Here is an 18,992-nt window from a genome sequence, read left to right as displayed (position 1 = left end):
TTCGATCCGGCCTTACTGCCAATCGTTAACTGTCTGCTTAGCCTCATCCTTGAGTACGAGGTGTGAGTCAAGATATACCTTCTTCTCGTCGATCGTTGTATCTCCGCCCACATACTTCTGTGCTGCGTTGAATGCGTACTCAGCAATCTGTACAGGAACCTGACATGCAACTGCTGTGAACTCGCCGTCGAGGAGTGCCTGCTTGCCATCTGGTGAAGCATCGATACTGTATACACCAATCTGACCTGTCTTGTTGGCTGCCTTAACTGCTGCTGCAGCGCCAAGTGCTGAAGGATCATTGATACAGAAGAATGCCTGAAGATCTGTGTTTGCTGTGATGATATCCTCTGCAAGGCTCATTGATGCATCAAGTGCTGCCTCGCCATCCTGCTGTGCTACGATGTTGAACTTATCCTTGTTATCACCGAGTCCGTCAAGGAAACCATTTACACGGTCTACACAACTCTCATTTGATGGGAAGTCAAGGATCGCAATGTCTGCTCCGTCCGGATAATCCTTAGCCATCTGCTCACCGACAAGCTGTCCTGCCATGTAAGCATTTGTTCCAACGAACTGTGTTACGAAGTTCTCTATGTCATCCTCGATAACTGCTGTATCTACATTGAAGATTGGGATTCCTGCATCCTTGATCTCTGCAAGACCTGATGTGATACCTGCTGAATCAACCGGGATGATGAACACTGCGTCGTATCCACTATTTGCCACGTCTGATAACTGGCTGAGCTGTGTGTTCAGATCGTAGTCAGGATCAAGACATGTATATGATATTCCGTTCGCATCGCAGAGCTCCTTGAGCTTGGCATCAATTGAACTCTGGAATGTATTGTTGAGTGTGTTTGTACAAAATGCAAATGACAGGTCAGATGACTTTGTGCTCTCCTGCTTTGTACCTGAATCAGATGAACCGTTGCCCGAAGTGTTTCCTGATCCACAACCTGCCAGTAAACTGAGTGACATGCACAGGCATGCTCCAACTGCTAATAATTTTTTAAATTTTCTCATAATTTTTACCTCCACTATCATGTATTTTCTTTGCTAACTCGTTGTCGAAAAACTGTTCTTAACCGGTTTATTTACGTAAATTTTAAACTGTTTTTCGTCCCTTGCATGTTTTGATGATATAACTTTTGTCGGTTATTGTCAATATCAAGTGTTTTATTTATTGTTTATTCGTCATTTTGCACAAATAAAACTCTATTGTATTATATGGTTCGCGGGTCTTTTGTCGTTTTTTTACGTAAATATTTTACCAGATGTCATGCTTATGGGATTTGTAGTGTATGATTGACACCCGTTACTTGTCACCTTGTCTCTTGTGTATAAACGCAAAAAATCCGCCAGAAAGATACAATTTTCTCTCTAACGGATTCTTTTTTAGATAAAAAGATACAGTTTCTAACTCTGTCCGACACAGACTAACTAAAGATGTCATATCACCTCAATCTGTCCGGCACGAACTAACTAAAGATGTCATGTCACCTCAATCTGTCCGGCATGGACTCATGGAAGATTTCCTTCCATGCAAGCCTGAGCTGTTTTGGCTCAACCTGATACGGCTGAACTCCCACATACTTTGGAAGCTGTTCTTCACTTACCAGGGACTTGGCAACAACTGCCGCGGCCGCTCTTCCCTGCTCGTATGGTCTCTGCGTGCTGAGTCCCTTGACGATTCCTTCCTCCATGCACCTGGCAATTCCATGATCAAGGTCCGTGGTGAACACCGCCACATCCTCCCTGCCAAGCTCCTTGAGTGCCTTTATAACCAGAAGTGCCGGGCGATCCCAGCTCACATACATTGCCTCAATTTCAGGATTGGCAGTTATCACGTCCCGGGCTACCTGATATGCATTGGATATCTCTCCAAAACTCCTGATCGTAACTATGTCAATATCAGGATAACTGTCCTTGATTATCCTCTCAGCGGCGTTATCCCTGACTCTTGTTCCATAGAATGCCGCACCATGAATAATGAAACCTGCCTTTTTTTTCTTGTTCTCCTTGCAGTATTCCCCCAGCATTCTTCCCGTGTTCGTTCCATTCTCCGACTCATTTACTGATACACAGGACACATAGCTGTTCTTGGACATGCCATCCGGAACATTGCTTATGAACACCAGCTTTGACACTTTGGAAAGTTCCTGAAACTTCTCTCTGGTACGGCTGTCATCCGCCGGAATAGCTATAACTGCGTCCGGCTTCTGAAGTCTTATTCCATCAAGCTGCGCATTCTGCAGTTCCGAGTCAAAGTGCGCATCCATAACCGACACCACATCTATCCCGAACTGCTCAAGCTCCTCACAAATACCCTTCTCATGAAGCTCAGCCCATGACGTACCTGTGTAATGGAATGATATGGCAACTCTGAAATGTCCTGCCTTCAGCCTCTGTTTTTCCTCCTTCGTCAGCACCACGGAATCAGGGGCAGCTGCCTTATCTCCAAATGGTCCATTATCCAGCATCTTGGTGGATTTCCTGACAACCAGTTCCACATCGGCATAGCAGTCATGGGATATGACCGCACCTGTGTTGATCTTCTCAAAAAGCATTCCAACTGCCTTGGTGCTTAACCCCTTCACATCTCTTCTGATTATGGTAAGCGGAGGATATGTAAGTTCTGACCAGCTCTCATCACCAAACCCAACCACAGATATCTCTCCCGGACAGTCGATTCCCATATCTCTCAGTGTCTTCATGAGGTAGAGCGTTATTCTGTTGCCCCCCGCAAGAACTGCGGTCGGCCTGTATCTGCGGAGCGCCTTCTGGATGACGAGCATACAGTCATCCTCGCCATTTTCCAGTGTCACATCCACTATATTCGCATCGTTTGTATTTATATTGTATTTCCGCAGAGCACTCAGGAAACCTTTTGTTCTCTCGTCCCTGGTGGTACTGTCCGTACTCTCTCTGAAAAACAAAACATTCTTGTGTCCACTCGCAAGCAGATAATCTGCGCCCTTAAATATAGCCTCCCTGTCTCGGAACTCAACTGAGTCTATCCCTGATCCAAGTATATTTCTCTCCACGCAGACAAATGGAACGCCTGACTGTATAAGCTTTGTGTAGTTGGTTGCCACATCGCTCACCGGCGCATGTATGATACCGGCAACCTTCTTGTTGACCAGAAGTCCGGCAAGCACCTGTGTCTCCTCCTTAAAATCATTGTCTGTTATCGCCACAAGGAACTGATATCCCTGTACACTGACAAGTTGCTCCACATAAGCTACCATATCTCTGTATATCGTACTTTCAATGTTCGGAATGACTGCAACGATCGTAGACTCTCGGCCAACCAGCAGTTTTCTCTCCTTATCTGCTATCTTATTCTGATATCCCGTCTCTACAATAATCTTCTCTATCTTATCCACAAGCTCAGGTCTTACATACCTTGTCCTGTTGATAACATGGGAAACTGTAGCTATGGACACCCCTGCCTTATCCGCAATCTCTTTTATTGTAACCTTTGACTTGCCCATATCTCGTTCTTTCTCCTTTATCACAGATATAACTCTGGCTTCCGTACATTGCCACTGGCAACGCCCTTTTCCAATATTATAATCTACTTTTCTATGTTTGTGCAACCACTGTCATCATCCAGACTGCCGGCTCTGTTGGAGGGCTACTGGCTCTGCGATGGCTACTGGCACCATGCAGTTGCCGGCTCCACCATTACATAAAACAGCACAAATTTTTCGCAAAATGCAGAAATGCAGATAAAAACGCCAAGTTATTTCCTGGTATTTCCCGGGTCCCAGGGGCAGCAGATACTTAGTTCTGCCAGTTGATGTTCTCCCCCTGCAGCAACGGATATCTGGCAAGTTCTGTGCCGTCCTGCCCATATATCTGAATTCAAACGGATAATTTCTCGGAGTCACGGTAATCTCATCGCCGTACAAGAATTCATAATCCAGCGTTCTTCCAAAATAGAAATTCTTTGTCTTATATGTCGCCGCTGTACACATATTTTGTCTTCTTTCCAATCTTCTCAGATAATTTATATCATCAGTTCAAAGCCATAACAGCTCTTTTCAAATCCATAGTGTTCGTAGAAGCCATGTGCCCCTGTCCGCGGAAGACCGGAATCAAGGGTGACGGCCTTGCACCCCCTCTGCTTTGCAAGCTCCTTTGCACGATCAACTAAATTACAACCAATGCTTACATTATAAAATATCAAAGTGATTATTAACAGACCGCCACCTATAAATTTATTATAAAATATCCCGGAAAATACTTAGGCAATACTTACATGACTTTTTGTCACATTTTTCTAATTTATTTAGTATAATATAAATGTTTCGGGCTGACTTTGGTCACATTTATGACGCACAGCATATATCAAATAATATCGGGTGCTTTGCATTTGCCGGCACCTAAAATATGGAGAGAATCTTGACAGTGTTTCCACATCGTCCATATTTATCTCACCATTATTTACAAAGTCAGCCGACATAACCTCCTTGCCCTTATCATCGTAAAGTACAAGTGTCTTGGTCATTTCCTTCTGCTCCTCAAGTACCTGTTCGGAAGCCATCTTCAGTAATGCTTCCACCTGATCTATGCTTTTCACTTCACAGAATGCAGTATGCGTGATGGAACCATCTGCCCTCGTTACCTTTTTCATATCCACCGGAATATGACTTTTCTTACAGGCTTTCTCTAAAAGCTCCGCTGTTCTCTCATCATTCACATCAATATGCGTGACATCTTTGCCCTCTCTATTGAATCCCTTTAATGAGCCATGCGTTTCCTTATAATTCGACATTACCTTATCGACAACCTTGCCGAGCAATGTCTCCTTCTGTTCCTCGCTCATACCAGGATTCTGCTGTTCAGACCGCTTGCACGCATCTGCAATGGCAGTAATCAGATCTACGCTGACAGTCACAATCGCCTTTCCTGTCTAGAACGACTCCTGCGTCAATTCATCGACCATTGTTCTGTCCTCCTGTTATATATTTTCCTGCTGCTTCTGTCTGTGGGTGCTCTCACCCATAAGATACACATTTTAATGCACATCTCGTGTTCCTCCTTGATTTCCTCTATCTGAACTTCTGGACAAAATGTCCTAAAGTTACATTCATATCCATTGCCCAACGGGCACAAAAAAAGAGCATCTATGTTTCAATCACATAAATGCTCTAACGCTGTTGTTTATAATAATATGTAATATCGGTTGAAACTGCATTACTACTAGCTAGTATACCATAAACATACTGTTTTAGTAAGAAATGTCCTATTTCATCCATGTATGCATATTGTCAAGTGTATGTGTCATATTTTATATTCAAAATAAAAAAAGCTGCTACTCTCTAAAAAATAACAGCCTTTCTTACTATATCAGCCTTTTGGAATTTGACCATCGACATACAGAATGTGATTAACTAACCGCTATGTGAGATATTTTAAAGTTCCCATAATCTGTTCATCTTGATCTTCTACCACATCATTGTGTTGTTCTGTAACCTTAATATGTATAAATGCTTTTAGCATTTCCATAATCCATGCAGGTTACAATATGCATATACTTCTTCTACCTGTTCACCATCGCAAAGACAAAAATCTGCTGCCGGCTCCTGCCCTGGATTTAACTGTTTTCTATATATTCCCTGGTTTGTATTTAATGTAATCCACTCAATGAAATGCTCTTCAAGCATTGGATGTTTTGTCTCTCCGACCACGACATGAACATGACTGCCTTCTATCGTATATACAGGTACATGCTTCTCGACAGCAGCATCTGTCACTCCGGCTTTTAATTCCTGCATAGGTTCTCCGCAACAAATTACAGGTACACCCTTATCCTTTACCTTTTCAACAATGTTTCCACAATGCTTACAAATATAATACCTTACTTCCATGACTTTTTCTCCTTCCATGTGTAAAATTTATAATTCAATTGTCTCCATAATCTTTTTCAATGAATCTGCAGATTCCTTAAGCTTTAACGCTTCCTCGCCACTTAAATTAATAGGTATATCAGACTCAATACCATCTGCACCTACAATAGCTGGCATACTTAACGATACTCCGTCAATGTCATATACTCCATGAATCATGTGTGATACAGGAAGTATTGATTTTTCATCTCTCATAATCACTTCGCAGATTCTTTTTACAGACATTGCAATTCCATAATATGTAGCGTGCTTTTTGTTTATAATCTCATAAGCACTGTTCTTGACTTCTGTAGCTATTTCTGCCGTGTTTTCCTTGTGCTTGTAATGTCCACGCATTTCACACATTTCACTTAATGGAACACCAGATACATTGGCTGATGACCATGCTACAACTTCGCTGTCTCCATGCTCACCTATTATAAATGCATGAACACTCCTGCTGTCCACAGATAAATGCTCACCAAGCTTATATCTTAATCTGGCACTATCTAACACAGTACCCGATCCAATAACCCTGTTTTCTGGAAGTCCTGATAACTTTATGGCTACCTGAGTCAGGATATCTACCGGATTCGCAACTACAAGCATGATACCTGCAAAATTTCTCTTTGCTATTTCAGGAATGATTGACTTAAATATTGCTACATTTTTATTTACGAGATCAAGCCTTGTCTCTCCCGGTTTCTGTCCCGCTCCGGCAGATATGACAACAATTGCAGCATCAGCCACATCATCATAATCTCCGGCATATATTTTCATCGGACTCGCAAATGGAATACCATGACTGATATCCATCGCTTCTCCTTCTGCCTTGTTCTTATCTGCATCGATAAGGACAATCTCTGTAAACAAGCCACTCTGCATCAGAGCAAATACCGATGCAGAACCAACAAAGCCACAGCCTATCATTACTGCTTTTTTTGAATTAATCACTTTCTTCTTCGTAATAATCTCATCTCCTTAATAATTCTCTTCATGTACTTCAAAATAGCTCTGTGGATGATTACATACCGGACATACTTCAGGTGCCTTAGTTCCTACCACAATATGTCCGCAGTTACGGCATTCCCATACCTTAACTTCGCTCTTTTCAAATACTTGTGCAGTTTCAATATTCTTAAGAAGTGCACGATATCTTTCCTCATGGTGCTTCTCAATCTCACCTACTGCCCTGAATTTTGCTGCAAGCTCAGGGAATCCTTCTTCCTCAGCTGTTTTAGCAAAGCCATTATACATATCTGTCCACTCATAATTTTCGCCTTCTGCCGCTGCCGCCAGGTTTTCCTTTGTATCACCAATTCCTGCTAATTCCTTGAACCACATCTTTGCATGTTCTTTCTCATTATCTGCAGTCTTTAAAAACAATGCTGACATCTGCTCGTAACCTTCCTTTTTCGCTACAGATGCAAAATAGGTATACTTATTTCTTGCCTGTGATTCCCCTGCAAATGCCTCCTGTAAATTCTTCTCTGTCTGTGTTCCTGCATATTTGTTTTCTGCCATCTCTTTTACCTCCGTTTTCTTTACTACTTTTTCAAAATCTGATGCCGGGTGCTTGCACAAAGGACATATAAAGTCATCCGGTAATTCCTCGCCTACATATTCATATCCGCAAATTCTGCAACGCCATATTGTCTGACCATCCTCTGTTTTTCCAACCTCCTGTGGCTTAGGCTTAATATTATTCTGATAATAATCATATGTTACTGAAGGAACATTGCTTAAAACTTCCATATCGGTTATCTCACCAATAAACATCGTATGTGAACCCAAGTCCTCTGTTTTAGTAACTGTCACAGAAATGTATGCATTTGTACCTTCTGTAATATAATAAATACCATTCGTGCCTCTGGCACACTGCTCAAATGTTTCAAACTTATTGGTATCTCTTCCTGATTGGAAGCCAAAATGTTTGAACAATTCAAATTGTGCCTTCTGACTTAAGACTGATACAGTAAATTTTCCGGTTCTTTGAATCATATCATGCGTATAATTTGACTTATTTACACAGATACTTAGCTGGTTTGGTTCCGAAGCTGCCTGAATGGCTGTATTAATGATGCATCCGTTATCTTTTTCTGCTTCTTTAGCGGTCAATATAAACAGTCCATAACTCAACTTATACATTGCTTTCCTATCCATGCTGTTCCTCCTTTACCTTCTCCCTGCATTTCGGGCAAATGCCTTTAAATGAAATATCGTAATCCACAAATTCAATTCCATGAGTGTTATGAATTCTTTCCAGCAAATCCGGTATTTGATCCATATCCACATCAAAAATTTCACCGCACTTTATACATCTTACATGGTAATGATTTTTCAATGTAAAATCAAATCGGTTCGGTCCATTCAGAACTTCAACCTTTCTTAATGCACCTTCCTCTACCAATATATCAAGATTTCTATATACAGTTCCTTTTCCAATTGATGGATATGCTTCTTTTATAAATTCATACACTTCATTTGCCGTAACGTGTCTTCTCATTTCGTATACGGTATTTCTTACGAGATCTTTTTGAATGGTATTTCTCCTTCTTGTCATTCATTCTCCTTATTGGGAATAATTCTTAATAAGGATTATATGCCACTATCATCCTGTTGTCAATAAAAATAGTAATAATTCTCATTATTATAAAAGCTGCCAAACTGAACATCTTTTACCTGAATAACTATTTTATTTTGCGTTCAAATACATATTCTGAATCTGAAGATAAATCAGACCTAAACGAGTATCCGAGTCTGTCAAATTTCTGAATCTCCACCAGATTTTCAATATTATTTTCCGCTATGAATCTGACCATTTCACCACGAGCCATCTTGGCATAGGTACCTTTTGTTACCAATTTATCTCCGGATAACTCACAAAATACAATCGTAATATATCTGTCCTGTGGTGTCAGATACTTTTCTATACATTTTGAGTATTCTTTTGATGCAAGATTAATGATAATCCTACTGTCATCGATTACTGAGCGGTATAACAATTCTCCCCAGTACTCATACAGATTTTTTGCATCTCCAATTCCAACCTTTGCCTGCATTTCAAGACGATAAGGAGTCACACCATCCATTGGTTTTAAAATGCCATAAAACGCAGACAAGATTCTTAAATGATTTTGCAAATACTCAAACTGCTGGATTTCAAACACAGATGGTGCCATATATTGAAATGCAATCCCTTCATATGCTAAAACAGCCGGAGTAAGCCCGTTATAAAGATTCATATTTTCCAATCTGTTAAAGTTCTGCTCTGCAATCTTGTCATTACATTTCCAGATAGCTTTCAGTTCTTCTTTTGATTTGCTTTTCATCCAGTTTAATACTTCTGCTGTCTTATCAATATAGACAGGCAGTCCAACCGGTGCTAAGTTATCGGTATCTACTATCATCTTTTTTGCAGGTGATAAAATAATCTTCATTATGCCAATTCCTTAAGCATATTTTCAGGATCATCTGCCGCCTTGACTTTATCATTTGCCTTTATAATGATTCCCTGCTCATCAATAAGATAAGTAGTTCTTACTACACCCATAGATACTTTTCCATAATTTTTCTTTTCTTTCCAGACATCATATGCTTCAATAACTTTACGATCCGGGTCTGCTAATAGCGTAAATGCCAGTCCGTATTTTTCTTCAAATCTCTTGTGAGACGCTACAGAGTCCTTGCTCACTCCGAGAATAACAGCTCCCTTCTCATTAAACTGTGGATAACGCTCAGAAAAGCCACATGCCTGCTTCGTACATCCTGGTGTATTATCCTTTGGATAAAAATATAGGATCACTTTTTTTCCTGCATAATCGCTTAATTTATGCATTTCTCCATTCTGATCCGGCAATTCAAAGTCCGGTGCTTTTTTTCCTACTTCTAACATATTTTATTCCTCCACTTCTTTCATTCCCATCTGTTTTCTTGTCCTCTTATTGCCAGAAATCATTTTATGACCAGAATAGACTGCCATAATCAAGCATATCAGAGAGCCAAATGCAAAGTATTTGTGTGCTGCTTTTAACCCTTTATATCCTGTATAAAAAGTTCCAACCATTGTAACTATTGCTCCGATTGACCAATATTTATGTGCTTTCATTTTATACCTCCAAATTGATTAAGCTGTTTCCAAAATAAATATCTCTGGATCATTAACAATATTGTACATTCCATCCATTACTTTCGACAAGTAGTGAAAGAAAAATAATCATTCCAAATACAAAAGGATGTATCACGATAATTCTGGCATTACCTTGACGCATCCTTTCGTGTTGTATTTTTTTCTTCTTAATGACAGCTATGGCTTCCGCATCCATGCTCACCACACGTATGTCCTTCCTCATGGTTGTGCTCATGGTGAGAACACTTCACATCCGAATTATAATCAAGCGTATCATTGATAAAAGCTTCTACTGCTTTATCCGCATCTCCTGAAACTCCGCCAAAAAGCTTAATACCCGCTGCCGCTAACGCAGTCTGAGCACCTCCTCCGATTCCGCCGCAGATCAAAACATCGGCATTTAATGCATTAAGAACTCCTGCCAATGCACCATGTCCGCTTCCATTCGTATCTACTACTTCTGAATGTAGCACTTTTCCTTCCTCTACATCGTAAATCTTAAATGTCTCTGTGTGTCCAAAGTGTTGGAAAATCTGTCCATTTTCATATGTTACTGCTATTCTCATGATACCTTCTCCTTTTTCTACTGCATATTTTTGATAAATCTCATGATTGTAACATCCTCCAAAGCTACAGTCGCTGCTCTGACCGTCACAGATTATGAAATCCCCACCCTCAATTTTAAGCGGATGTCCATCAATGAGAGCATCTGCTATTTTCTTTCTGGCAATCTCGTAAATCCGTTGGACCGTCGTTCTTGCGATCTGCATAGATTCCGCACACTGCTCCTGACTGTAACCTTTCTTGTCCAAAAGACGGATTGTCTCGTACTCATCTACCGTCAGAACAATGGGCATTTTTTTCTCAGTATCATCTGCCGGAAGGAATTCTAAAACATTTGGGAAATGGCAGACTTTTCTGCATTTTACTGGTCTCGGCATGAAATTGCTCCTTTCTCGCTTTTCTTATATAATAGTCCTATAAAGGGCATATGTCAATTATTCGATTGACGCATCTTAAAAAAGCAAGTATACTATGTTCATAAAGGAGATAACTATTATGAGCTTCGAAAATTATTTTCCACTATGGAATGACTTAAATACAGCACAGAAAAAACTAATTTCAGACAATTTGATCACACAGCATGTGAAAAAAGGAACAATCATTCACAACGGGAACATGGATTGTACCGGATTATTACTGGTTAAATCCGGGCAGCTTCGAACTTATATATTATCAGATGAAGGACGAGAGATTACACTCTACCGTCTGTTCGATATGGATATATGTCTTTTATCTGCCTCATGTATCATACGATCCATTCAATTTGAAGTAACCATTGAGGCAGAAAAAGATACTGATCTTTGGATCATCCCTGCTGAAATCTATAAGGGCATCATGAATGAATCTGCTCCTGTCGCAAACTATACCAATGAGTTAATGGCTACTCGTTTTTCTGATGTCATGTGGCTGATTGAACAAATCATGTGGAAGAGTTTGGATAAGCGTGTTGCTTCATTTCTTTTAGAAGAGACCTCTATCGAAGAAACAAATGAATTGAAAATCACTCACGAAACTATCGCCAACCATCTTGGTTCCCACAGGGAAGTTATCACTCGAATGCTTCGATACTTTCAAGGCGAGGGTCTCGTCAAACTCTCCCGGGGCAAAATCACAATCCTTGATCCAAAAAGACTGGAAACACTCCAAAGGTCATAAAACTGTTTTTCTGTAACATATAAAGAAGAATCCTCCATTTATCAGAATTATGAAAGTCATTCTAATAAATGGGGGATCTTTTTATGCTATAAGAAAATTATAAAAATATCGTGATTATTTTTTAATAATCCATACCACATGCATATGCCCTTTCAATCAGCGCACGGTCATTGACCACTGCATCATAGAATCGGAATCCGCCAGAGAAATTATACGTTTCATAACCGTTTCCTTCCAGAATACGGCTCGCAATATAACTGCGCAGACCACTCTGGCATATCAGATACACAGGCTTTCCTTTCTCAATTTCACTAATTCGTTCTCTCAGTTCATCTACAGGTATGTTTTTGAATCCATCTATATGCCCCCTGCTGAATTCACCTACAGTTCTCACATCTAGCAACTCCACATCTTTATCTTTAGAAATCTTGTCCATATCTTCCAAATGCCATTGCTTTAATGTCCCTTTTGCAATATTGTCTATCATAAATCCAGCCATGTTTACCGGATCCTTAGCAGAAGAATAAGGTGGTGCATATGCCAGATCCAGATCTTTCAACTGGGTTGCATTCAGCCCCGCATGAATTGCTGTTGCCAGCACATCAATACGTTTATCAACTCCTTCATATCCAATAATCTGAGCGCCAAGCAAACGATAGCTTTCTTTTTCAAAAACCACCTTCATGGTCATCACTTTTCCACCAGGATAGTAACCGGCATGACTCATAGGAGAAAGAATTACTGTATCTACCTCTAATCCTGACTTTTTGGCATTGGTTTCATTGATACCTGTAGTGGCTGCTATCATATCAAACACTTTTATAACGGAGCTTCCCTGACTGCCCAGGTAACGACTATCACCGCCACAAATATTATCAGCGATGATTCTGCCCTGTTTATTGGCCGGTCCTGCCAAAGAAATCAGCGCATCATTACCCGTAACATAATGTTTTACCTGAACTGCATCACCTGCAGCATAAATATCCGGTACAGAGGTTTCCATTCTGTCATTCACTACAATACTTTCCTTGATGCCAAGTTCCAGACCGGCTTCTTTTGCTAATACTGTGTCTGGTGTGACTCCGATTGCCAGAACTACCATATCAGCCTGAAGGGATGGATTATCTTTCAACAGAACCTCCACTCCGTTGTCATTTCCTTTAAATCCTTCTACTGTATAGCCCAGTATCAGTTTTATCCCATGCTTTCTCATTTCATTATGGATCATGGATGCCATATCCGGGTCAAAAGGGTTCATCAGCTGCTTAGGCCCCTGGACAATCGTAACATCCATGCCAAGCTCCCTCAAATTTTCTGCCAGTTCCAGACCAATAAAACCGCCACCTGCCAATACAGCCGATTTTGGATGATTCTTATTTATATATTCCTTTATCCGAAAAGTGTCTTCTACAGTACGAAGTGTAAAAAGTTTATCAATACCTACTCCGGGAAGTCTCGGCTGTGTAGGCTTTGCACCTGGAGATAGGATTAGCTTATCATAGTTTTCTTCAAATATTTCACCGTTTTCTAAATTCTTCACTGAAACAGTTTTACATTCGGGATGTATTGAGATAACTTCATGATGAATTTTCATGTTAATACGGAAGCGTTTAAAAAAACTCTCTGGTGTCTGTAGTGTAAGTGCTTCCGGATCTGTAATCACGTCTCCAATATAATATGGAAGCCCACAATTCGCATAGGATATGTATCCGGATCTTTCATACACAGTAATTTCTGCATGTTCATCCAGTCTGCGTATTCTTGCTGCGGCTGTAGCTCCTCCTGCTACACCTCCTACGATTATTACCTTCATCTTATTTTTCCACCTTTCCTGAGTAAGCTGCAATGCCACCGATATTATTTACTTTAGAATATCCCATTCGTTGCAACATCCCAGTTGCCTGACGGCTCCGGGAACCGGAATAACAGTATACAAACAGAGGGATATCCTTATTCTTCGCTACAGAAACAATATTGTCTAGTTGCTGCAACGGCACATTTTTACTTTCTGGTATATGTCCTTCCTGATATTCCTGCGGAGTACGGACATCCAGCAGAACTGCACCAGCAGTCCTTTTATATTCTTCTATGCCTTGATTAATATTCGACTGTTTAAAGAAATTAAAAAATCCCATTAGCACACCTCTCTAAAGCATTTCTAAAATCGCATTCTTAGATCTCGCCCCTGAAACCTGCTGTACAATCTTCCCATTCTTCATAACCACTAAAGTCGGAATGCTCATAATACTGAACTTATTTGCCAGTTCAGGCTCTTCATCTACATTAATCTTTCCAACTTTAATATCCCTACGCTCACCTGCAATCTCCTCTACAATAGGTACTACCATACGGCAAGGCGCACACCAAGATGCCCAAAAATCTAAAAGAACGGTTTTATCGGAATTCAGTACTTCGTTCTCAAAATTATTTTTATTGATATTAATAGCAGACATTTTACAGTCCTCCTTATCTTTTTCTTTTTGTAGCTTTATTATAGTCTTAATTTCATTTGTTTTCCGTGATTACATCACCATACAACATTAAATTAACTTCTTGCCATATGGTGATTGGTGACTGTCGCCATGGGCAGAGGTGCCACCGCACAGTGCAGATATATGGATATCATCCTTGAATAGAGAACTATCGTAATGAGGATTCCCATAACCTTGATTATGATGTCGATGAACCATGTTGATACTGCTTTCTTGTTCTTTGTCCATGAAAGGACAAAAAAGAGCATTCATGCTTTTACACATAAATGCTCTGACGCTGTTTTATTATAAAATTGTCTTAGCTGTTGTTCCCTACAAACTTGAATTTATCTATTAACTCTCTTAACTTTCCCCTATTTTCAAGGCTTCCCGCCATTGAAAATTCTATATATGTATCCTTTTCCCTTGTTTTTGCCCTTATGGGATAATTACAAGGGAAAATTCATTATTCAGTTGTTTAATCGTTGCCTGCCACTTTATCAAGAAGTCTTGCGGAAGTCCGCTTTGCTTCCCTTGTAGCATGGGCATAGACATTCATGGTGGTACTCACGTCTGAGTGTCCTAACAGTTCCTGCACATCCTTAGGCTGAGCCCCGTTGGATAAGAGGTTTGTCGTGTAGGTATGCCTCAGTGTGTGGAAATGGAAACCTTCAAGCTCCGGTACTTTTCTTCCTGCTGTCCGGCAGGCTGTTTCTATGGTTGCCGGAAGTTCCAGACAACCATCCTCCCTTAAGCATACAAAGAAGATTTCGGTGTAATCTTCCGGCACATTCTCTGTCATTCCCAAATGATAATACTCGTAATGCACCCGATTCTTTTCCATTACTTCTCTGTAAAAATTCCGCTGGTAGAGTTCCCCATACTGAAAACGGTTTTTGTGCTGTTCCTTTTTTGCATTCCTCAAAATATCTGCGAGGGTATCGCCAAAGTCAACAACCCTGATCTTTTTCCACTTTGTCGGACCGATTTCGTGCTTATGGGTAGCACCATTGTAGCGGATGCTCCTGCGTACAGTGAGATACTGTTCTTCAAGGTTGATATCCTGCCATGTCAGACCTGCTACCTCTCCAAGTCTGAGACCTGTAAAGTATGCTATCTGAACCGGAAGAATCGCATCCCCACTTCGTTTTCCAAGCTGTTCAATCAGTTTCCGGTACATTTCAAAGGAAAGCGGTTTAACCTTGTCTCTGTCTGTGGCTGTTTCATCCGCAAACAAATCTGTTTCTTCCTTTTTATGCCTCATCACCACATACTGCATTGGATTGAAGGTAATAAACTGTTTCGGAAATACCGCAAACCGGAATGACTGTTGCAATACTGCTGAAAATGACCTTACATAATCAATGGAATATCCTTTTGATATAAAATCTCCCACAGTGCCTCCAAATGAGAGCAAATCCATAAACTCCTGCAGGTGTACCGAAGTCACCGTTTTCAGTTTCCTTTTGCTGATAGGGTGTTGTTTGATTCTCCCAATTGTCTGAAGATAATTGCCAACCGTTCCATTACTCAATGTGCCTGTCTTTAATTCTTCCTCAGCCCACAGGTCAAGCAACTCTCCGAGTGTGATGTTTTCAGCCTTTGCAACAAACCGCTTGGCTTCATAATCCTCCATTGCCTGCCTCAACAGCTTTTCCGTCTCGCTTTTGTTTTCCGTACCTGCAAATTCCTTCTGCACCAGATTACCGCTTGCATCTTCCACATAGAAGCGGTAGTACCATTTCTTGCCTTTCTTTCTTACAGAACCTTTTGCCATAATCGTTACTCCTTTCGATATCGACAATCGGAACTGATGAAATGCTTTCTGCGTGTAAGTATATCATAACTCCGGTTGTCTAATCTATACCGGTTCGGAGTCTTTCTCTGAAAGAAGATTTGCAAGCCTTACGGCTGCCGTTTCGGGATTCTTGGAATAGAGCCTTACAATGTCGCCCATGTCGTTCAGTGCGTTTACCGTATGGGTGATTTCCCTAAGGAACATAATCTCATTATATTCCTGATTGGATTCAAACCCCATTACTTTTGCAATTGTGGCATCTTCCGTATTCCCTTTAAAATTCTTACAGGCATATTGAAAGGAATCAACGAATAATTCGTATTCCTTCAACATCAGCAGCAGTAAATCTTTGGAAAAATCCGCTTCGTCTGCCTTCATATCATAAGGCAGTTTGGAGAGAATGGAAGTCATGGTATCACGAATCTGTAATTCCCTTTTATCCGTAACATCACTTGTCATTTCTTCCGTCTCGCCCTTCAGCCACTCCACTGATACATGAAGTGCTTCCGACAGACCATCCAGAACAAGCTTCTTGGTGTTGTCAATCGTTCCTGCCTCATACCGCTGTATGGTGGAAGCGGTAACTCCCATCTTTTCTGCTATATAAGGCTGGTTGACACCTAATTCCAGTCTGCGTTGTTTTGCCCTGCTACCGATTAACTTGCGTAATTCTTTATCTTTCATTCTGATACGCCTCCTTTTTCGGTATGGCTAAAGTATAACACAGTAAAAGCAGCATTGCAATATGCAAGTTAATAATTACTTTTAAAATTTCGTAACGCTTGACAAGAAGATATAAAAGTTATATAGTAGGCATAGTTACAAAATTGCATTATGCAATTCAAGAGGAGGTGTTTTAATGACAGAAGTGAAGATTGCACTGTCCATTGAGGAAGCTGCCGACTATACGGGTATCGGCAGAAATACCCTGCGGAAACTGGTAGAATGGAAAAAGCTTCCGGTATTGAAGGTAGGACGGAAAGTCCTTATCAAAACGGATATGCTTGAAAAGTTCATGACCGCCAATGAAGGCAGGGACTTAAGGGACAAAGGAAATGTCAGAGCTGTCACAAGAAATGTGACAAATTAAATAGGGACAGTCCTAAGACCATCCCTAAGGTATGTATCTGACCGAAGCCATGATATACCTACACGCAAATAGATTATACCATGTGCTTCCTCTAAGATACAACCGGAAATTTAAGAAGTGGGGAAGAAACTTTTTTATACAAGCCCTCGGCGTTTGAGAGCGAAATACACCCCTCGCACAAATCTTACGATTTGTACTCTGTGTATTTCGCCCTGCTGGGAGCTTTTCGCCGACAGGCGGATATGTTCGTAGACAGGCTACCTATGTAGCCTACTCACTTTCACATTAGAAAGTTTCCCATCCTCATTTCTTGCAGCTTCGTACTTGGCAGATACGGAAAGGAGGAAGCACATGCCAAGAAATTCATTTATTCAGATGACGAAGCTCCACAATGTCCGGGGAAGAATTTATTATATTTCAAGCCCAAAGAAGCAGGAAAATCTGTATGCGGTATATGAAACCACAGACCGTAATTTTTGGACTGACCTTGCAAAATATAATCAGGCAGAATTTAAAAAAAACGGTACGGAGGGGAAATGTATTGAGGCAAGGGAATTGATCATAGCCCTGCCGGAATCTTTTACGGAGTATCCTCCAGACAGACTGTTGCAGATATTTACAGACCATTTCAGACAGACTTACGGAACGGACTGTATCGCAGCCCTGCATCACAATAAGCGGAAAACCAACTATCACATCCATCTCATTTTTTCGGAGCGTACACTCTTGGAACAGCCCATAGAAAAGGTTGCCACCCGCAATATGTTCTATGACGAAAAGGGAAATCATGTACGCACCAAGAAAGAGATACTTGATGAAGAAGGAAATATCCGTAAAAGGTGTAAGGTGATTCACAAAGGTGAGGTATACGAAAGACAGATTTTCTCCATTAAGGATAAACACTTCAAGGCTGAAAATTTCCTTGATACCGTCAAGCAGGATTATACCAATCTTATCAATCAGTATGTGCGGGATAAAAGCCAGCGGTTAGAAGTTTTTGAGCGTGGCGGTATGTATCTTGCCACCAAAAAGATTGGTAAGAACAATCCGAAAGCCGCCGAGATTGAGGCAAACAACAGTAAACGCACCTTGTGGAATCAGACGGTTGACAGAGCGATTGTAACGGGTGTTTCCAAGTCAGAAATCATGCAGATAAAAAAGGAACGGATAACGGACAAGATTGTGGAATCCGTATGGCTTTACGGAAACAGACCGAATCTGTTATCTTCCATTATCGGTACTGCCATTGCAGTATTAGAACTGTTAATCTCCAAAGTATTTCTCAAAACTCTGGAGCTTGCAGATAAAGTAATTTCCAAAGAGCTTGAAGCAAGACCGGAGAACACAGATTTCAAAGAGCAGAAAGCTGTACCAGAAGAAAGCAGAAAGCAGGCAGATACACCAAAGCCTGCCATACCGCCAAGACCGCAGCCATCAACGGAAGCAGTTTCTTACAAGCACTTATGCGAGATTTATCAAAAGCTGCAGGAACAGAATAAAGCAATTTTTGCACTCGAGAAACAGCGAAGTGACCTTGAAATTGAACTGTCCGACAGCAAAGGTATCTTCAAAGCAAAAAGGCGTTCCGAGCTTTCAACGGAGATAGCCGGATTGGAGGAACGGATTGCAAGAATGAAAGTCCGCTTATCTCATATCGTAAAGGAATACGGGTATCCGAATGTGGAAGCCTTCTACAAGGCATTTCATAAGGCAGAGACAGCTTATGGGGATTATCAGGACAGCCTTAAGAATTGGAAACAACGGTATGGAGAAAAGCCGCAGTCTCTACACGATAGGCTTAAATCTAAGAAACAGGACATTAGGGAGCGAGAGTTAACAAGACCATATTCTCCACCAAACCGTGGAAGGAGTAGATAACAAACGAAAGGAG

At 40.9% G+C, this 18,992-nt stretch carries 21 protein-coding genes and 2 pseudogenes; 3 read left to right on the top strand and 20 right to left on the bottom strand.

Going from position 1 to position 18,992, the window contains the following annotated elements; all coding sequences use genetic code 11:
• Positions 1–12 precede the first annotated feature (12 nt).
• From OCV60_RS10570 to OCV60_RS10505, 14 genes and pseudogenes are all read right to left on the bottom strand, one after another.
• Entirely contained in the window at positions 13–1,023 is a 1,011-nt protein-coding gene (locus OCV60_RS10570) for a sugar ABC transporter substrate-binding protein (protein ID WP_021944552.1), read from the bottom strand.
• Positions 1,024–1,496: 473 nt separating this feature from the next.
• A complete protein-coding gene (locus OCV60_RS10565) occupies positions 1,497–3,494 on the bottom strand; it encodes a LacI family DNA-binding transcriptional regulator (protein WP_021944553.1) in 1,998 nt (665 codons plus the stop codon).
• A gap of 357 nt (positions 3,495–3,851) precedes the next feature.
• Positions 3,852–3,980 (bottom strand): annotated as a pseudogene (locus OCV60_RS13095) (linear amide C-N hydrolase); the annotation flags it as partial.
• A gap of 32 nt (positions 3,981–4,012) precedes the next feature.
• Positions 4,013–4,192, bottom strand: coding sequence for a GNAT family N-acetyltransferase (locus tag OCV60_RS13090; protein WP_262530142.1), 180 nt, complete (start codon positions 4,190–4,192; stop codon positions 4,013–4,015).
• A gap of 102 nt (positions 4,193–4,294) precedes the next feature.
• Positions 4,295–4,903, bottom strand: a complete 609-nt coding sequence (locus OCV60_RS10550; protein ID WP_262530141.1) for a hypothetical protein — start codon at positions 4,901–4,903, stop codon at positions 4,295–4,297.
• 598 nt (positions 4,904–5,501) lie between these two features.
• Positions 5,502–5,876 carry a desulfoferrodoxin family protein gene (locus tag OCV60_RS10545; protein ID WP_044945872.1) on the bottom strand — a complete coding sequence of 125 codons (375 nt, stop codon included), beginning with the start codon at positions 5,874–5,876 and terminating at the stop codon, positions 5,502–5,504.
• A gap of 27 nt (positions 5,877–5,903) precedes the next feature.
• Positions 5,904–6,848 carry an L-lactate dehydrogenase gene (locus OCV60_RS10540; RefSeq protein WP_008402259.1) on the bottom strand — a complete coding sequence of 315 codons (945 nt, stop codon included), beginning with the start codon at positions 6,846–6,848 and terminating at the stop codon, positions 5,904–5,906.
• A 27-nt stretch (positions 6,849–6,875) separates the two neighbouring features.
• Positions 6,876–7,418 (bottom strand): rubrerythrin, encoded by a 543-nt coding sequence (rbr, locus tag OCV60_RS13085; RefSeq protein ID WP_226801037.1) that lies wholly within the window; start codon positions 7,416–7,418, stop codon positions 6,876–6,878.
• An 18-nt stretch (positions 7,419–7,436) separates the two neighbouring features.
• Positions 7,437–8,057 (bottom strand): annotated as a pseudogene (locus OCV60_RS13080) (flavin reductase family protein); the annotation flags it as partial.
• Positions 8,050–8,457, bottom strand: a complete 408-nt coding sequence (locus OCV60_RS10525; RefSeq protein WP_008402256.1) for a Fur family transcriptional regulator — start codon at positions 8,455–8,457, stop codon at positions 8,050–8,052. The gene OCV60_RS10525 and the pseudogene OCV60_RS13080, both read right to left, overlap by 8 nt.
• 127 nt (positions 8,458–8,584) lie before the next feature.
• The gene (gene yaaA, locus OCV60_RS10520; protein ID WP_008402255.1) at positions 8,585–9,334 is read right to left on the bottom strand and encodes a peroxide stress protein YaaA; all 750 of its coding nucleotides are present in this window, start codon (positions 9,332–9,334) and stop codon (positions 8,585–8,587) included.
• The gene (bcp, locus tag OCV60_RS10515; RefSeq protein ID WP_008402253.1) at positions 9,334–9,789 is read right to left on the bottom strand and encodes a thioredoxin-dependent thiol peroxidase; all 456 of its coding nucleotides are present in this window, start codon (positions 9,787–9,789) and stop codon (positions 9,334–9,336) included. Before bcp ends, yaaA begins: the two co-directional genes overlap by 1 nt.
• 3 nt (positions 9,790–9,792) lie before the next feature.
• Positions 9,793–10,002 (bottom strand): DUF6219 family protein, encoded by a 210-nt coding sequence (locus OCV60_RS10510; protein WP_008402252.1) that lies wholly within the window; start codon positions 10,000–10,002, stop codon positions 9,793–9,795.
• A gap of 188 nt (positions 10,003–10,190) precedes the next feature.
• Positions 10,191–10,964: a DUF134 domain-containing protein gene (locus OCV60_RS10505; protein WP_008402250.1), complete on the bottom strand. Its 774-nt coding sequence runs from the start codon at positions 10,962–10,964 to the stop codon at positions 10,191–10,193.
• 118 nt (positions 10,965–11,082) lie between these two features.
• Between OCV60_RS10505 and OCV60_RS10500 the strand changes: the two genes are divergently transcribed.
• The gene (locus OCV60_RS10500; RefSeq protein ID WP_226801021.1) at positions 11,083–11,742 is read left to right on the top strand and encodes a Crp/Fnr family transcriptional regulator; all 660 of its coding nucleotides are present in this window, start codon (positions 11,083–11,085) and stop codon (positions 11,740–11,742) included.
• Between the two features lie 121 nt (positions 11,743–11,863).
• Here the strand turns inward: OCV60_RS10500 and OCV60_RS10495 are convergent, their stop codons facing one another.
• From OCV60_RS10495 to OCV60_RS10475, 6 genes are all read right to left on the bottom strand, one after another.
• Positions 11,864–13,555 carry an FAD-dependent oxidoreductase gene (locus OCV60_RS10495; RefSeq protein ID WP_008402248.1) on the bottom strand — a complete coding sequence of 564 codons (1,692 nt, stop codon included), beginning with the start codon at positions 13,553–13,555 and terminating at the stop codon, positions 11,864–11,866.
• Position 13,556: 1 nt separating this feature from the next.
• A complete protein-coding gene (locus OCV60_RS10490) occupies positions 13,557–13,877 on the bottom strand; it encodes a rhodanese-like domain-containing protein (RefSeq protein ID WP_117808620.1) in 321 nt (106 codons plus the stop codon).
• Positions 13,878–13,889: 12 nt separating this feature from the next.
• Positions 13,890–14,195, bottom strand: a complete 306-nt coding sequence (trxA, locus tag OCV60_RS10485) for a thioredoxin (protein ID WP_008402246.1) — start codon at positions 14,193–14,195, stop codon at positions 13,890–13,892.
• Positions 14,196–14,287: 92 nt separating this feature from the next.
• Positions 14,288–14,482 (bottom strand): VirB6/TrbL-like conjugal transfer protein, CD1112 family, encoded by a 195-nt coding sequence (locus OCV60_RS13210; protein ID WP_465245481.1) that lies wholly within the window; start codon positions 14,480–14,482, stop codon positions 14,288–14,290.
• Between the two features lie 209 nt (positions 14,483–14,691).
• Positions 14,692–15,990 carry a tyrosine-type recombinase/integrase gene (locus OCV60_RS10480; protein WP_012744117.1) on the bottom strand — a complete coding sequence of 433 codons (1,299 nt, stop codon included), beginning with the start codon at positions 15,988–15,990 and terminating at the stop codon, positions 14,692–14,694.
• Positions 15,991–16,074: 84 nt separating this feature from the next.
• Positions 16,075–16,695, bottom strand: a complete 621-nt coding sequence (locus OCV60_RS10475; RefSeq protein WP_005604344.1) for a helix-turn-helix domain-containing protein — start codon at positions 16,693–16,695, stop codon at positions 16,075–16,077.
• A gap of 175 nt (positions 16,696–16,870) precedes the next feature.
• On the opposite strand from OCV60_RS10475, the gene OCV60_RS10470 reads away from it, so the two are divergent.
• Together OCV60_RS10470 and OCV60_RS10465 are read left to right on the top strand one after the other, a co-directional pair.
• Positions 16,871–17,101, top strand: a complete 231-nt coding sequence (locus OCV60_RS10470) for a helix-turn-helix domain-containing protein (RefSeq protein WP_005604346.1) — start codon at positions 16,871–16,873, stop codon at positions 17,099–17,101.
• Positions 17,102–17,452: 351 nt separating this feature from the next.
• Positions 17,453–18,979, top strand: a complete 1,527-nt coding sequence (locus tag OCV60_RS10465) for a MobA/MobL family protein (RefSeq protein ID WP_055145653.1) — start codon at positions 17,453–17,455, stop codon at positions 18,977–18,979.
• Positions 18,980–18,992: the final 13 nt, after the last annotated feature.

It is taken from the genome of Coprococcus ammoniilyticus (genome assembly GCF_025567345.1).
Classification (GTDB): domain Bacteria; phylum Bacillota; class Clostridia; order Lachnospirales; family Lachnospiraceae; genus Coprococcus; species Coprococcus ammoniilyticus.
This window is presented reverse-complemented; position numbering and strand designations above follow the sequence as displayed.